Below are 16147 nucleotides of genomic sequence, written 5' to 3'. Positions count from 1 at the left end.
CCGTCAGGCCAGACCCAGGCGGCAAAGCCGCCGCAGGGCCGAGCAGACCTGCGAGCCCCGCAGCGTAGCGCCGACGAGCGCAGCGAGGCGGAGGCCCCAAAACAGCAGCGAGCCCCGCAGCGACAACAAGAACTTTAGTTCGCAGTTCGACGACCGAAGGGAGTAACCGCCGCAACATTATATTCAGCGGAGGCCCCAAATCCCCCTAATCTACTTTCCAGCCCCCCAAGGCATTGAGCTGCACATCTCCACAATGGTAGTGTTTGTCCTCTGTGGGCATAGCGGGCTGCGTAGGTTCTCCAGCCGATTTGGCGCCCAACATCTTCTGAATCAGACGCTGACGCTCGGCCTTGAGCTCTGCCCGAAGGCGCTGATCTCGCTCCAAAGAATAGTAGCAAATGCCATCTACATAAGTTTGTTCGGCCTTGGCGTAGATAGAGAGCGGATTGTTGGACCAAAGGACCAAATCCGCAGATTTGCCCTTTTTGATGCTGCCCAATTGATCATCGCAACGGAGCAGTTTGGCGGGATTTAGCGTGACCATTTTCCAGGCTTCTTCCTCGCTCATCTGTCCATATTTTACACTTTTGGCCGCCTCTTGATTGAGGCGGCGGCCCATCTCGGCATCATCCGAATTGATGGCCGTGACCACATCCATAGCATCCAAAATCTTGGCATTATAGGGAATTGCATCTCGCACCTCGGCCTTATAAGCCCACCAATCCGAGAAGGTTGAGCCCCCGGCCCCATGCTCCCTCATCTTATCGGCCACCTTATAGCCTTCCAAAATGTGGGTAAAGGTGTTGATGCGGAAATTATAGCGTTCGGCCACTCGCATGAGCATGGTAATTTCGCTTTGCACATAGGAATGGCAGCTAATAAAGCGCTCCTTATTGAGGATTTCCAAGAGCGCATCTAGTTCAATATCTCGGCGGGTATTTTCGGGATCCTTCTTCAGGGCTTCGCCATAGGCTTGGGCCCGACTAAAATAGTCTTCATAGACCTGTTCTACCCCCATACGAGTTTGGGGAAAACGTTTGTTCTGACGATCGCCCCAATTGGACTGCTTTACATTTTCGCCCAGTGCAAATTTGATGAAAGGAGCCGCATTTTCATACTTGAGCTCCTCGGGCAAAAGGCCCCAACGGAATTTTATCAAAGCGGCTTGTCCCCCGATAGGATTGGCCGAACCATGTAGCAATTGGGCGGTGGTCACGCCCCCAGCCAATTGTCGATAAATATTGACATCATCGCTATTGAGTACATCTCCAATGCGGACCTCCGCAGAGCTGGCCTGCGTGCCCTCATTGACTCCGTTCTGGATGGCAATATGCGAGTGCTCATCAATAATGCCCGTTGTGAGGTGTTTGCCTTGAGCATCCACCAATTTGGCCCCTTTGGGCAACTTGATATTCTTGCCAATCTTCTTAATCTTTCCATTTTCAACCAAGACATCGGTATTCTCCAAAATGCCTTTCTTTTCATTGGTCCAAACCGTGGCCCCCTTAAAGAGAACGACCTCCTGTTTGGGCGCTTGCTCGGCGGTATGACCAAAGGCGGTAAAGGGATAGCGCAATTTGCTGGCCCAGTTCAGGCTGCTATCTCTCTTGGGTAATTCGGCGGCTTTTTTGGGTACAAAAGCTGCTTGGCGTTGGCCTTTTACATTCAGCCAATTGCCTTTTTCATCCTCGGCATAACCGATGATGCTGCCCTCCTTCCATTGGGCTGTAATGCGAATAATGGGCGCTGTGCTATCTGCCGTAAACTTTCCTGAAAGGCTAAGGCTGGGATAATGATAATCCAACTTTAGTTTGATTGGCTTTTGACTGCTATCGGCAAAAGTAAGTTTTGCTGTGGGTTTAAAGGCTTTGCCCTCTATGCTAATTTGATAGCTTTTTTGCTCCAAATTGAGGCTGTAGGTCCCGCGAATATCATCCGCTTGAAGGTTGGCCTCGCTATAGACCTTGCCCTTAACCCAATGCTGCAACAACTGGCTATTTTCCATTAAGATGGGGGCTGAGCTAATAAAGAAGTTGGCCCATTTGCCTTCCTCCAAAGTTCCCAGTTGCTCCGATAGGCCCAAAAAGCTAGCGGGTTGAGTGGTAAGGGCGGCCAAGAGATCCTCTTCGCTTAATCCAGCCGCATACGCTTTGCGCAAACTGGCCCAAATGGCGGTTGGTTTTTTGAGTCCCTCTGTGGTCAAGGAAAAGGCCAGACCAGCTTCGGCTAGGGCCGCGGGATTGGCGGGGGCCAGCTCCCAATGCAGCAGTTGTCCCAATTTGATGAAGTTGGCATCTAGGGGGTCGCTCACATCATAGGCGGCTGGAAAATTCAGGGGCACGACCAATTTGGCCTTTGCGGCCTGTAGGGCCTCCAAACGGCGATACTCATCACCTGCTCCAACAAAGATGTATTCCTTGCCAAATTCTTGGGCAATTTTATGCGCTCTCAGAATATTAAAGCGCTGCTTGGCCTCAAAAAACTGCGGCAAGGCTTGTAGCTCATTAAAGCGGGCCAAAGAGCGGTTGTATTCTAGTCCAGCCTCCTGCTTTTGGTAAAAATCTGCATCATAATAAGTTTGGCGGAGCAGGGCGATCGCCCCCATCAAAGAGCTGGGGTAATCTTGCGAGGAGCTCCCCTTAGAAAAAGAATAATGGGCCGCGGCCTCTCCTTTGAGAATCATCTCTTGGGCCGATTCTTCGCCTAGGAAAACGAGGGCCGAGCTCCCTCTGGCGATGCCATCCTTTTGTTGGCTGAGGCAAAGGCCAAAACCTGCTTGACGCAAGGCTTTAGCCGCCTTTTTATCGGGAGAAAATAGTTGGTCGGCTCTTTGTTCTGGCCGGATTGCTTCGTTCCAGCTAAAGGGCCCCTTTTTATCCGATAGAAATTGCGGACGGCCCTGATTATTGTCCTTTTTAGGATTGGCCGATAGACCGTAATTGCTACTTAACTCAATAAAAGAGGGATAAATATATTTGCCCGCCAGATCAATTTCCACGGCCCCTTTTGGCCGCTTAAGGTCTTGGCCCACGGCCACAATCTTCCCTTCTTTGATCAGCAACTGGGCATTTTTGAGCAGCTGCTTGGGCCCGGTCTGAATATGGGCATTTGTAAATAGGTAGCAGCCCTCTCTTTGGTCCACCACCCCATTTTCTGGAAAGCTGGGCCGCTGGGCCAAGAGGCTTGCCCCTAAGCCCAAATAAAGCAGTAAACATAAATAGACTATCCTCATACGAAATAAAATTTGGTTTTTTGATGTAATTCCTAAGCGAAAGATACGCTATTTGGCCAATATAGGGCAGTTTTCAGGCTACTGCATTTTTTTTAGATAGACGCTTTTCTCTTATCCACTAAATGATTTTTATTTGGGGCCTCCCGCCTGCGGCGGGCGCTACGCTTCAGGGCTCGCAGGTCTGCTCGGCCCTGCGGCCTGACGGCCTTGGTCTGCGGCTTCGCCGCCCCCTTTCGCATCGCTAGGCCGTTTGGCCTTCGGCCATAGCTGCAGGTAGCGGCAGTGCCACCATGGCCAAAGGCCAAACACCCCATCAAAACCTTTACGCCCTATTTGACAGAGATCAAACACCTCATCAAAGCCTTTACGCCCTATTTGACAGAGATCAAACACCCCATCAAAGCCTTTACGCCCTATTTGACAGAGATCAAACACCCCATCAAAGCCTTTACGCCCTATTTGACAGAGATCAAACACCCCATCAAAACCTTTTTGCCCTATTCTGCAGATGCAGAACACCTCATCAAAACCTTTACGCCCTATTTGACAGAGATCAAACACCTCATCAAAGCCTTTTTGCCCTATTCTGCAGATGCAGAACACCTCATCAAAGCCTTTTTGCCCTATTCTGCAGATGCAGAACGGCATCCCGAAAGCTTGGTCCAGAAAAGTAGAAAAGAGAAACAAAAAAAAGCGCCCGTCGGTAGACGGGCGCTTTAGGTTAAGGGCCAAAGGGGCCTAATTAGTTATCCATAAAAATGTTTTCTTCTTCGGCGGGGACAAAATACCAGCGGCGGAGATTGCCCTCATGCAGTTGGTCTACTACGAGTTTGCCATCTTCTAATTTGATGATACGCATATCGTTCCAGCCCCGTACTTGTAGAAACTGGATAGAGTCCTTTCTGACTTGGAAATCAAAGATGCGGTCACGGCCACCGATATCCATCTTCCATTTATCTACCTTTTGTTTTTTGTACTTGGTTTTTTTTCCTCTTTTGACCTCTACTTTTTCTTTGAGGTCATAGAAATACATGACGATAGGGCCCGCTTGGGCGTTACAATCGATATATTGACCATTGAGTTCTAAGTACTCGGTTTGCCAGGGGTGGCTTTTGAGTGTTTTCATGGTCTTTTTCTCTTCTTTGCTGGCTTTGTATTTTTTATTTTTCTGGGCCTGTAGCGGAAGGACCAAAAGGGCCAAAAAACAAGCAACAACTAATGATCTAAGGGGCATAATAAGCGTTTAAGATTGATAAAAATGCGGTATAGAAAAGGCTTATGGTGCAGGTTTTTGCAATTTCCATTCCGCCTTTTCGCTCTGCAAAATTAGCAAACTATCGCTAAGTTCTATAATAGCTGTGGGGGGCAATACTTTTGTAGGATGTTGATAAAAGAGGCTATCATTTCTAAAGAAGAAGCGAACGCTATCGGCATGTGGGGGGACCTCAAAGCTTTTGATGCGGAAGCTATCGCGGCTAAAGGTATAGATGGGGTCGCCCATAGCTTGTCCGGCGATTTGCATTTTTGGGGTTTCGATATAGACCACCTCCCAAGATTGGTAGAGCAGGTCTAGGTCAAACTTAGAGGATTGGGCTAATTTTTTTGGGCCAGAGCAGGCGCCGAGCAGAAAAAGCGCGATAGCGCTAGAAAGTAGGTACTTCATAAGGTATAGTTTAAAAAATGAGTGCGAAGAGAGGCTTGCCATAACTTTTGCGTTTAGAGGCGAGCGCAGCGAGCCGGCTGAGGGATGGGCAGCAGTGGCCCGCAGGGCCAGACCGAAGCGCTGCAAGCGCTGAAGGGCCGAGCAGACCTGCGAGCTGCGATACAGCCCGACCCGCCTGCAAGGCGGGGCAGCCCCAAAAACGGCAGAAAAACAAGAAGGTATTCATTTCGGGATAGAAGTAAAGCATTTTCTAAAAAAACTCGCTATCTTCCTGCTATAAAATTCCTTGGAAAAACCGCCCAATCTTATGCAGGCCTCATCACTTGACTTACGATTTTTAGAGCAGCTCAAGCAGCGATTACAACTTTCTAACCGCCGGTCTATTTACTTAAATGCTTTGGCGGGGCGTTCTCGCAACCGTTTAAATTTGACGGATCTCAATCAGATTGAGCCTCGTTTGGCGGAGCGATTTATTGCGTTATTATTGGGCAAGCCTAACTTCCGTTTACAGTTTCGGCCTAGGGCAGAGCGTTGGCAGGAGGAGCCTGAGTTGGGGCGGTTGATGCGTCGGCTCAACAATATGTTATTGGATCATCAGGATCATTTGGCGGAGCAGGGAGTGGCGACCTTTGGTTTTGGGTTTCCGATTATATTAAAAAGGGACCAAGAGGACCCTAGTCGGATCATCAAGGCGCCGCTTTTTGTTTGGTCTTTGGAGTTAAAGCGCAATTGGCGAAAAAGTAATGAGTGGACCTTAGAAAGAAGTGATGAATTTGCGCTTTCTAGCAATCGGTCCTTGGCGGCGCATTTGCTCAAGGACATGAAAATCCGTTTATCTCCGCGCTATGATCATTTTATGGAAGATGGTTTATTGGATGAGCGGGAACTGATGCAGACGGTCGTGAAGCAGCTGGCCCAATTGAGTCCAGAAAAGCAAGAAGCTGAGGTTAGGGAAGCGCTTTTGGCGAGTTGGAAAAAGGGCTTAGCGCCTTTGCCGACCCTGAAGGATGAGTTATTGGAGTTGACGGAAAATGGGCCAAAATTGGTTTGGGGTGGTTTATTTGGTTTGTATAAGGGGCAGAAAGAGAGTTTGGCCCAGGACATACAGGAATTCATACAGCGATTTGATGAACTAGGGCAATTATTGCGGCCCATTGGGCGGGGGGATTTTGGCGAGCAGGCGGTGCCCAAGCTCATGCAGCATAGTTTTCCGATGCTGCCCACTGATCCGAGTCAGCAGCATCTTTTGCATGACCTATTTAGAGGGAAGCAGATTATAGTGCAGGGTCCTCCGGGTACGGGAAAGAGCCAGAGTTTGACGGCAGTATTGAGCAACCTACTCTCTAATGGGGCCCGTTGTTTGGTGGTTTGTGAGAAGAAGACCGCCCTAGATGTTTTGTACAACAACCTCAAGGAACTGGGTTTAGAGGAATTGGCGGTGATTGTAGAGGATTTATATCGAGATCGGGGGCCTTTGGTTCGTTCTATGCGGGCGCGTTTGCAGCAAAAGCAAAAGAGTTATAAGCCTTCTAGTCATTATTTGCGGAGTTTGCAGAGCATGGCGGCTTATAGTCAGCAACTGCAGGGCTATCATGAGCAACTATTGGCTCAGCTATCGGGAGAAAAGCGTTGGAGTGATTTGGTGGATGAGTATTTGGAGCTCTCTACCACCTATGATCGCAAGCGGATTGCGGGGCAGCTCAACCCCAAAGCCTTTAGCTTTGAGAATGCCGAGTTGGAAGAAATACTTAGAATTTTGGAAGAGGGCGAACCTCTTTTTAGGGCATTGGGGAGCTTACAGCATCCATTTAATGCCTTTAGTGATCATTTTTTTAGTAATGGGAATACGCATGCGGTTAAGCAAGAGCTAGGCAAAAAGCTAAGAGGCCTACAAAACGCCTTGGATGCGGCGCAGAGCGACCTACTCTCCTACCTTTATGAGTATGAAAAGCTATTGGAAGATCATTATAGCGAGACCATGAGCTTTAAGGGCAAGGCCTTGGAAGAAATGCGTGATCTTATAGAAGATGGTTTTGAGACCAGCAAATACTTCTTTAATAAAAACAAGGGCTTTTATCGCTCTTTGCTTCGTTCGGTGTCTAGCAAGTATAAAAAGCTACAAGACGATAAGGAAAAAGTGCTGGCCCATTATAAATTATTGCGCAGTTTTCATCAGCGGTACAACTACTTTGACTTTCCGTTTTTGAAGTTGGATGATATAGACATCATCATCTTTGAGGATGTTCAGAAAAACATAGGGCAATACAGCAAAAAGTTGAGTGATTGGTACTTTGAGCGGAGCAAAGACATCCAGCGTTTGGTCAATGAGCTTTCTTTGCAGAATATGCATCCACATGTAGATTTTAAGGGGCGGGTGCAGGAGCTCAGTCGCAACTTAGATATTTTTGCAGAGAGTTACCGCAAGAGTAAAATCTTCAAGGTCGGTTTTCGTTTTGACTCCCCTATTTTGCGGCAGCGGCTCAATCATTTGGAGAACCTTTATGAGAACTTGGGGAAACTCTTGGAGCGTTTTGAGGCTGAATTTGAGGCCTATCATCGGCTAAAGTTTTTTTGGGAGCAGCTCAATACGGCAGAGCGGCAGGCCTTTCGGGCGCTTTCAGAGGCCAACCCGCCGGATTGGCAGGGGCATTTTAGATGCTGGTACATCTATGAGCTTTTAGAGCGGCAAGACCAAGAGCGTTTACCTCAGGCCGAGAGCTATGCTCGTTTGCTCAAGTACTATGAGGAAGAGCAGGAGCGGATGCGCAAAGAATTGAAGCAACATACCCTATTGCATTGGCGGGCCAAGCAGGCGCAGGCCGTAGATCAATTTAATCGGGAGAAAGCGCCCTTAAAAGTGCATTCCATTTATAACCTCAGGGGGGCCAATGGGGGCAAGCGCACCCCATTGCGGCAAATCTTTGAGGCCGATCCGCAGCTATTTAGCAGTTTTTTCCCGGTATTGATGGTCAATCCTTCGGTAGCGGCGGCCATGTTGCCCTTAACGCCTCATCTATTTGATGTCGTCATCTTTGATGAGGCCAGTCAATTGCGATTGGAGGACACTTTTTCGGCCCTATTGCGGGGGCGGCTTAAGGTCATTTCTGGGGATAGTCAGCAGATGCCGCCCTCCGACTACTTTGCCAGTCGAGAATCGGCCTTTTTGGAAGAAGAGGAAGAGGATGAAAACGCCTGGGAATTGGAAAAAGAGGCGGTAGATTATTTGGCAGGCAGTGAGTCTTTACTAGAGTACTCGGTGGCTGATGGGCGCTATGAAGAGAGTTTTTTGCAAATTCACTATCGGAGTCGGCACCCCTACCTCATTGATTTTTCTAATGCGGCCTTTTATGGAAAGCGCTTGCGGCCAGTACCTGCGCAGGAAGACTATTGTCCTATTGAGTTTCGGGCGATAAATGGTTTGTATGAAAACTCGACGAATCCGACAGAGGCCGAGGCAATTTTAGAAGAGTTGTTGGTTCTTTATGAGCAACATAAAGCGCAACTACCTGCTATAGGCGTGGCTACTTTTAACCTCAAGCAGCGCAACCTCATTTTGGAAAAAATGCAGGAGCGGATGAGTCAGTCAGAGACTGAGGCCAATGCCTTTGAGGCCTTGCAGGCAGCGGGTTTATTTGTTAAGAACTTGGAGAACATACAGGGAGATGAGCGGGATATTTTGCTTTTATCGACCACCTTTGGGCAGCGAGAAGATGGGCGTTTTATACAAAACTTTGGTCCGATCAACAGAGAGCGGGGCTATCGTTTATTGAACGTATTGATTAGTCGGGCCAAGCAGAAAATTGTTCTTTTCTCGAGTATTCCTCAGGAGTATATTTTGCGTTATCGGGAGTTGATTCCCGAGCAGGGCAACTATGGCAAGGCCATATTTTATGCTTATTTGGCCTATGCGCAGGCGGTTAGTTTGGGCAATGAGGCATTGCGGCAGCAGATTTTAGAATTGGTTTATACGCATTCGGACCAAAAGCAGCTAGAGGAATTCAATCCGGAGAGTCGCTTGGCGGGTTTTGCCTTGCGTTTTCATCGTTTTTTGTCTGGGCATTTGCCCGAGGGCTATCAATTGGATTGGCAGGCGCAGTTGGCGGGTTTGCAGATTCCTTTTTTGTTGAGAGATGGGCTGGGGCGACCTAAGCTAGCCTTTTTCATTGACCTCTATCATGCGGATTATTCGGAGGAGGCCTATGCTTGGGACTTCTTTCGTCGTGATTATTTACGGCGGATGAATATTCCTTTGGAGCGGGTTTGGACCTACAGTTGGTGGAAGCAGCCGGAGGCGGAGCAGGCTCGGATTCGGGCGATTTTGCAAGCTTTGGGGTAGTTTTGGGGCCTGCCGCCTTCGGCGGCCGGGCCCTTTCAGGGCTCGCAGGTCTGCTCGGCCCTGCGCCGCTTTCAGCGGCTGGGTCTGCCGCTGCGCGGCCCCCTTTCAGGCCCCTAGGCCGAATGGAAGTTCTGCGCTTCGGCCATCCTTTGATAAAAATTTCAGGCTAGTCAAGGCATTTTTTAAAGGCATAGCCTTAGCTATGGCTGAGAAAAATAACGAAGAATAGCAGGAAATTAAATCAAAGGATAGAAGTGGCAGGGCTTTCATTTGGCCTTTGCCTGCGGCCCTTCGGGCCTGTAGGATGGATATATACCTGTAGGTTGAAACCTACAGCAAGTATGGTATTGCTTCGCAATGATTGATGAATGAGGGTGGAAACCCTCATAAAATTAAGCCCTTTAAAAGCTCCAATTTTATTGGGGTACAGAAGATCCTGAACAGTTATTATAAAAAGCAAAAGCCGCTTTTCTGTATAGAAAAGCGGCTTTATATATTTGGCTTAGTTATAGGCATAAAAAAAGAGCCCGACCTGCACGGAGCGCTCAACCACCTACCCTTGCTTCGTTTCCGACCTGGGGGAGTTCAGTGGGAGCTGCTCCTGCCTCTTGGCTCGATGGCAAATATACGTTCATTTTGTGGAATTACAAATTTTGCTTCATTTTTTTTGCCCATTGGTCCAATTTGCGGGTTGGGGGCGGCGCAGCCGCCTGGCCCGCAGGGCCATTGGCCTACCGCTGCGGAAGGGTGGCGCAAAGCGCCAGACCGAAGCCCGAAGGGCTGAGGGCCGAGCAGGCTTGCGAGCCCTGTAGCATAGGGGCGGCCGCCCCGAGTAAAAGGGCGGCCGCAGGCCCCAGAAGAATAGTTATCTAATGGATTTGGATCTTTTTAGTTTGGTAAAAGTCTTCTCCAATAATTTGGAGAAAATAAATGCCTTGGGGGAGGTTCATCCATTGGATATGCAGGCGATTATTTTCTTTTTGGTATTGAATAGTTTGCTTACGGCCTTGGAGGTCCAGCAACTCTAGTTGAGTAATCTCATCTACTTGTTCGCTAGCGAGGTAGAGTTCATTTTTGGCGGGATTGGGCCAAAGTTGGATATTATTGGACAGTTGTTCTAGATAAACCGCTTGGATAATAGAGTACTGTTGCTCTTCATTTTCGCCAATTTGCAGGAGGCGATAATAAGACTGACCTTTGATGGGGTCGGCATCTAGGAAGGTATATTCCGTTTGATTAAATTGGGCGGGGATTTGGGCGATAGCTTCAAATTCCAGTCCATCTGCGGCACGTTGCAGTTCAAACAAAGTAGTTTGATCGCTTGAGCCAACGCCCCAGCTGAGCAGCACTTTTTCGTCTTGTTTTTGGGCCTTAAAGTAGCTCAATTCTAGGGGAAGGAGGACCTCATCAAAGACGCCATCTCCATTGATTCCGGTGGGGCTGCCTGCAAAATTATTACAGGGGCTAGAGTTATTATTACAGCCTGCCAATCCGTTATCTGTTCGGCTACTAACATTAGTAATTAGGCTAGTATTAGAGTAGAAGACAACGCCTTGTCCGCCGCCGCCGCCGCCGCCATGTGGGCTACTGTTGCTGGTACCTCCTGTTCCGCCGCTAGCCTCTACTAAAAGCGGGCAAGTTGTATTTATAGAAAAGCTATTAACAGACAGTAGGATACTTCCTCCGGCCCCGCCGCCACCGGCGCCATCATTGGTCCAAGAAGCGGCATCATTTCCGTTGGCAGAGATAGAGACTCCGCTACAGCTAGCGGGGCTAATAATTTCTTGGGCTTTGATATAGATCATTCCGCCACCATTGGCTCCAGCGGTTGCACGGCTATTATTTTGTTGGCCACCGCCGCCGCCGCCGCCAAGAAAAACTCGGTTGGGAGCGATTTGAGCAGCTAGGGCGATACCTTGCTGGCCGCCAACAGATGTAGCTGCGGGGCAGACATTACTTCCGCCATTATAGCCACGGCCCCCTTCTCCTCCTTCGGTATAATTTCCGCCACCGCCGCCACCGCCATTATGGTGGCCGCCACCGCCGCCACCGTTCAGTATTTTGGCCTTAGCGTAGGTATGATTAGCATTTGTATTGGGGTAGATCCCCTCTCCTTTTGCGCCATATTCATCGGAGCTGCTGATATAGACGCTATGCGAACTACAGAAGGCGCCATAAGCATTTCTAGAGACGGCTCCTCCTCGAAAGCCTAGGCCATCTGCAGAAATATTGTGGGCCAAAGTGAGTTGATTTGGCACCTCGAAAGCGAGGACGCCCCCAGTTTGGCCATCCCAAGCTTTGGCCGTAATATCTGAAGTTGTGGTATAATTGGGGCTACCTAATTTTGGAAAAGAGACAATTTGTAGGCGGCTATTAGGTCCGGTACTATAAGGTCTACTCAGCGGATTTTGGAGTGTAATGCTAACAGGCGTGCCGGCAGATTCTGTATGAAATAAAATCTGAGCAATTTCAAAATTGCCTGCATTCAGGATTTGGTCCAGCTCTCCAAAGCTGCTATTATTAGCGATATTGGCGCCAATTACATCATCTTGAACTTGAATGATCAGGACTTCTTCGCCATCTTCAAAACTATCAAAAGCCTCATCTACTTGGCTCAGTTGCAGGCTATTGCCAGTAATACTAGTCACTCGGGCATAAGCATTCACTTGAATTTGGGCAGATGCAAAATGGGCAAAACAAAACAGGGACAAAAAGAGATAAATGTTCTTCAAAATTTTAACTTTAAAAGCTTTTCAAAAATTAAAAATTGCTTAGGGGTAGAGTTAGATTTACTTGTTGTCACAAATATACAATATTTTGCAAGTTTAATTCTAAAGAAGACTAATTATAAAAAGTTAAACTTAAGGGATTTGGGGCCCGCGGCCGGCTAGGCTTTGCCTAGGTCGGCCGCCGCTATGCTGCGCCGCTCGCAAGTCTGCTCGGCCCTTCGTTTTTTTTCGCTTTGCTCAAAAAAACTTGGTCTGGCCTTCGGCCACGGCTGCGCAGCGCTGGGCCAGGGGCAGCTTTTAGGGCAAAAAAAGGAGCGAACAGAAAATTCTGTTCGCTCCTTTTTGCTAAAGAGACAAAGGTTATTTTGTTTTTTTGGTTGTTGTCTTCTTTTTGGTACTGGCCTTTTTGCTTGTTGTTTTCTTTTTGGCCGTTGTTTTCTTGGCTTTAGGTTTTTTGACCTTACCGCCTTGTTCTTCCACCAATTCGATAGCGCGTTCTACTGTCACCTCCTTAGCTTCTTCTGGGGTTAATTTTTTGCCTTCAGCATTGAGTAATTTGTATGATTTTTTGCCCGAGCGGATAAAGGGTCCCCAGCGACCATTTTCGATATTGAGGGCATAATCGGGCCATTTTTGGATATAGCGGTTGGCTTCTTTTTCTAGTTTGGCCTCAATTAGTTCTACAGCTTGGGCCTCAGTGATTGTTTCTAGTTGGAAGCCAGAGCCCTTAGTAATAGAGACAAACAGCTTATTCCATTTGACAAAAGGGCCAAAGCGGCCAGCGCCCTTAGTAATGGGTAAATCTTTGAAGTGGCCAATTGGCGCATCTTCTTTGATTCGGGCCTCTACTAATGGGATCGCCTCTTCATAAGTAAAGCTAATGGGGTCTGCGCCTTTTGGCAGAGAAATAAACTTGCCATCAAACTTAACGTAAGGGCCATAGCGGCCAGCATTTACTTCTAGTTCTTGGCCTTTATAGCTTCCGATATTTCTGGGCAACTTAAAGAGTTCTAGGGCCTCTTCAAAAGTAATAGTTTCAATAGACTGTTCTCTTTTGAGGTTGGCATATTGAGGTTTTTCCTCTTCGCCAAGTTCATCGGGGGCACCAATTTGGGCTAGGGGGCCATATCGGCCAATACGGACGAGGAGGGTATGTCCAGTTTTGGGGTCCTTACCTAAAATTCGTTCTCCGGTGACTCGGTCGGCATCTTCGGCGGTTTGTTCTACTAATTCGTGGAAAGGCTTATAGATAAGGTCCAGCATTTTTTGCCATTGCTCTTGGCCCTCGGCCACTTTATCGAGGCGGTCTTCTACATCGGCGGTAAAATTATAGTCCATAATATCGCCAAAATGCTCCATCAAGAAATCGGTCACCTGTTTGCCCAAATCAGAAGCGAAGAGTTTGTTTTTCTCGGTACCGTATTTTTCGGTCAGTTCCTCTGCTTTAATTTCTGCGGCTTCTTGGACCAAAGAGAGCTTACGATAATTACGTTCTTGGCCCTCTCTAGTTTCCTTAGTCACATAGCCGCGGCTAGGGTCCATAATTTTGGTAATAGTTGGGGCATAAGTAGAGGGTCGGCCAATGCCTCTTTTTTCTAGCTCCTTGACCAAAGAAGCCTCTGCATATCGAGAGGGTCCCCGGCTAAAGCGTTCGGTGGCATCGATATTTTCGTTTTTGAGTTTTTGGCCCAGCTTCATGGGTGGGAGCAGATCGCTATTGCTATCGTCCTCTTCCTCCTCTTCTTCTTTATGAAGCAGGTAGAGGGCCAAAAAGCCTTCAAACTTAATGACTTCTCCTTTGGCCAAGAAAATTTCATTGGGGCGGCTAGAGATATTGATGGTCACCGTTGTTTTCTCGAGCAGGGCATCGGCCATTTGGCTAGCCAGGGTTCTTTTGCGGATGAGGTCATAGAGGCGTTGTTCGTCTCGGTTATTGCTGACCACTTTTTTCTCTACATTGGTGGGGCGGATGGCTTCGTGAGCCTCTTGGGCGCCTTTTTTATTATTGAAGCTACGGGCTTGATAATATTTTGGGCCAAAAGAACTTTTAATCTCTGCTTCTAGGGCCTGCATAGCGGTTTGGCTAAGGTTGGTAGAGTCGGTACGCATATAAGTAATATGCCCGGCCTCATATAGCCTTTGGGCCACCTGCATTGTTTTAGACACACTAAAATAAAGCTTATGCGAAGCATCTTGTTGGAGCGTAGAGGTAGTAAAGGGTGCTGGGGGGCGGCGTTTACTATCTTTGACCTCAATATCTTCAATGGTAAATTCGGCGGCAATACAGTCTTTCAATAAAGCCTGGGCCTCTTCTACGGTATCTATATGTAGTTCTTTACTTTTGCTCTCTCGGCTATAGAGTTTGGCCTGTAGTTTAGAGGTTCCCCCTCTTTCGTTGGGGACCAAAAAGCTGGCCGTGCCTGCAAAAAAGGCTTGAGGTGAAAACTCATCAATAGCGCGTTCTTTTTCAACGACTAGGCGGACGGCCACAGATTGGACACGGCCAGCGGAGAGTTTTCCACGGATTTTCTTCCAGAGTAATTCAGAGAGTTCAAAGCCGACCAATCGATCGAGGACGCGTCGGGCTTGTTGAGCATTGACTAGGTCCAGGTCGATAAGGCGGGGAGCGGTAATTGCTTTTTGGAGAGCGGGTTTAGTAATTTCGCGGAAGACGATGCGTTTTGTTTTGTGCACATCTAGGTTGAGCACCTTAGCGAGGTGCCAAGAGATGGCTTCTCCTTCGCGGTCTTCATCCGTTGCGAGCCAAACCTCATCAACTTTTTTGACCCAGCTTTTGAGTTCGCTCACCACCTTTCTTTTGGCGGGAGAGATTTCGTAGTGGACCTTATAATTATTGTCCACTTCGATAGCTTTTTTATCTTTAGAATTTTTGATGAGGTCTCGGATATGTCCGAAACTCGATTTCACGGTAAAGTCTTTACCGAGATATTTTTCAATAGTTTTGGCCTTAGCAGGCGACTCGACGATTAATAGATTTTTGGCCATAGTAAGTTTAAATAGGTGTGCCTTAAAGAGGGTGGCTTTAGGGCAAAAATTGGGTGGGGGGAGATAATCCTTGCCCTAATACTAAGTTTTTTCTGTATTTGTGAAAAGATGAACGCTTATTTTTTTGTAAAAATCAAGAAAAAGACAGCTTTTTGCCAGAAAAATTGTTTTATCGCCCTACTTCGGGGGCCAAAACTGGGCTATTTTTGGCCTAGCGATGTGTAGGGGTGGCCGAAGGCCAGACCGAGTTTTTTGAGCAAAGCGAAAAAAGCGAAGGGCCGAGCGAACAGCGAGCCCCAAAACGTAGCGCCCGCCGCAGGCGGGAGGCCCCCAAAAATTAACTAAATATATAACAAATGAAATTAAATTTTAAGCAGTACGGAGCGGGCAAGCCCATAGTGATTATGCATGGGATGTTTGGGATGTTGGATAATTGGCAGTATGTGGCCAAGGAATTGGCTAAAGAATATATGGTATTTTTGGTAGACTTGCGCAACCATGGCAAGTCGCCGCATTCAGAAGACTTTAGTTATGCCCTAATGGCCGATGATATTCGGCGGTTTATGGAAGACAATTGGTTATATGAGGCCAAAATTTTGGGGCATTCTATGGGGGGCAAAGTGGCTATGCAGCTGGCCTTAGAGGAGCCTGATATGGTAGAACAATTGGTGGTTGTAGATATTGCGCCCAAAAGTTATTCGGGCAATCATGAGCGGATTATTGCGGCCATGCAGGCCCTGCCCTTGCGGGAGTTGGCGAGTCGGTCGGAGGCAGAAAGTCATTTGCGGAAAAGTATTCCGGAGGAGGGCGTTGTTCAGTTTTTGCTCAAAAATCTGAGTCGAGAGCGGGCTGGGGGCTATCGTTGGAAAATGAACCTGCCTGTCATTGCGGCGCATTATCAAGAGATTTTGGCCAACAGTTTGCCTGAAGAGCAATATGAAGGTCCTACCTTATTTGTGCAGGGCGTTAATTCTAAGTACATCAACCCCGCCGAGTTGGCCGACTACCAACAGTATTTTCCTGCGGCCCAAATTGCCCCAATAGCAAATGCTGGGCATTGGGTACATGCCGAGCAGCCTCAAGAATTTTTGGCGACTTTGCGTAAGTTTTTTGCTCAGGATTAAGGTTTGGTAAGTCTTTTGATTTGCAAAAAGTAACCATTAAGTTCACTTAAAAATAAA

Annotated in this window: 8 protein-coding genes and 1 other RNA gene; 3 read left to right on the top strand and 6 right to left on the bottom strand. The window is 47.9% G+C overall.

Annotated elements, in window-relative coordinates; all coding sequences use genetic code 11:
• Positions 1-205: 205 nt before the first annotated feature.
• Complete coding sequence (locus SAPGRDRAFT_RS14090; RefSeq protein WP_002659921.1) at positions 206-3232, bottom strand: amidohydrolase family protein; 3027 nt, start codon at positions 3230-3232, stop codon at positions 206-208.
• A 282-nt stretch (positions 3233-3514) separates the two neighbouring features.
• On the opposite strand from SAPGRDRAFT_RS14090, the gene SAPGRDRAFT_RS23290 reads away from it, so the two are divergent.
• Positions 3515-3952, top strand: coding sequence for a hypothetical protein (locus SAPGRDRAFT_RS23290; RefSeq protein ID WP_216593848.1), 438 nt, complete (start codon positions 3515-3517; stop codon positions 3950-3952).
• A 22-nt stretch (positions 3953-3974) separates the two neighbouring features.
• Here the strand turns inward: SAPGRDRAFT_RS23290 and SAPGRDRAFT_RS14080 are convergent, their stop codons facing one another.
• Together SAPGRDRAFT_RS14080 and SAPGRDRAFT_RS14075 are read right to left on the bottom strand one after the other, a co-directional pair.
• Positions 3975-4466 (bottom strand): hypothetical protein, encoded by a 492-nt coding sequence (locus SAPGRDRAFT_RS14080; protein WP_002659919.1) that lies wholly within the window; start codon positions 4464-4466, stop codon positions 3975-3977.
• A gap of 42 nt (positions 4467-4508) precedes the next feature.
• Entirely contained in the window at positions 4509-4895 is a 387-nt protein-coding gene (locus SAPGRDRAFT_RS14075; protein ID WP_002659918.1) for a hypothetical protein, read from the bottom strand.
• Between the two features lie 307 nt (positions 4896-5202).
• On the opposite strand from SAPGRDRAFT_RS14075, the gene SAPGRDRAFT_RS14070 reads away from it, so the two are divergent.
• Complete coding sequence (locus SAPGRDRAFT_RS14070; RefSeq protein WP_002659917.1) at positions 5203-9231, top strand: AAA domain-containing protein; 4029 nt, start codon at positions 5203-5205, stop codon at positions 9229-9231.
• A 532-nt stretch (positions 9232-9763) separates the two neighbouring features.
• Here the strand turns inward: SAPGRDRAFT_RS14070 and ffs are convergent.
• The 3 genes from ffs to topA all read right to left on the bottom strand — a co-directional run bounded on the left by ffs (position 9764) and on the right by topA (position 14966).
• Positions 9764-9836, bottom strand: an RNA gene (gene ffs, locus SAPGRDRAFT_RS20950) — signal recognition particle sRNA small type.
• A gap of 264 nt (positions 9837-10100) precedes the next feature.
• Positions 10101-11963, bottom strand: coding sequence for a T9SS type A sorting domain-containing protein (locus tag SAPGRDRAFT_RS23760; protein WP_002659915.1), 1863 nt, complete (start codon positions 11961-11963; stop codon positions 10101-10103).
• A 357-nt stretch (positions 11964-12320) separates the two neighbouring features.
• Positions 12321-14966, bottom strand: coding sequence for a type I DNA topoisomerase (gene topA / locus SAPGRDRAFT_RS14055; protein ID WP_002659914.1), 2646 nt, complete (start codon positions 14964-14966; stop codon positions 12321-12323).
• Positions 14967-15322: 356 nt separating this feature from the next.
• Here topA and SAPGRDRAFT_RS14050 point away from each other — a divergent pair, with 356 nt between their 5' ends.
• A complete protein-coding gene (locus SAPGRDRAFT_RS14050) occupies positions 15323-16090 on the top strand; it encodes an alpha/beta fold hydrolase (RefSeq protein WP_002659913.1) in 768 nt (255 codons plus the stop codon).
• The last annotated feature ends 57 nt before the right edge of the window (positions 16091-16147 follow it).

Source organism: Saprospira grandis DSM 2844, assembly GCF_000275825.1.
Classification (GTDB): domain Bacteria; phylum Bacteroidota; class Bacteroidia; order Chitinophagales; family Saprospiraceae; genus Saprospira; species Saprospira grandis_A.
Note: the sequence above shows the minus strand (reverse complement) of the source record. Positions and strands in the feature narration are given on the sequence as shown.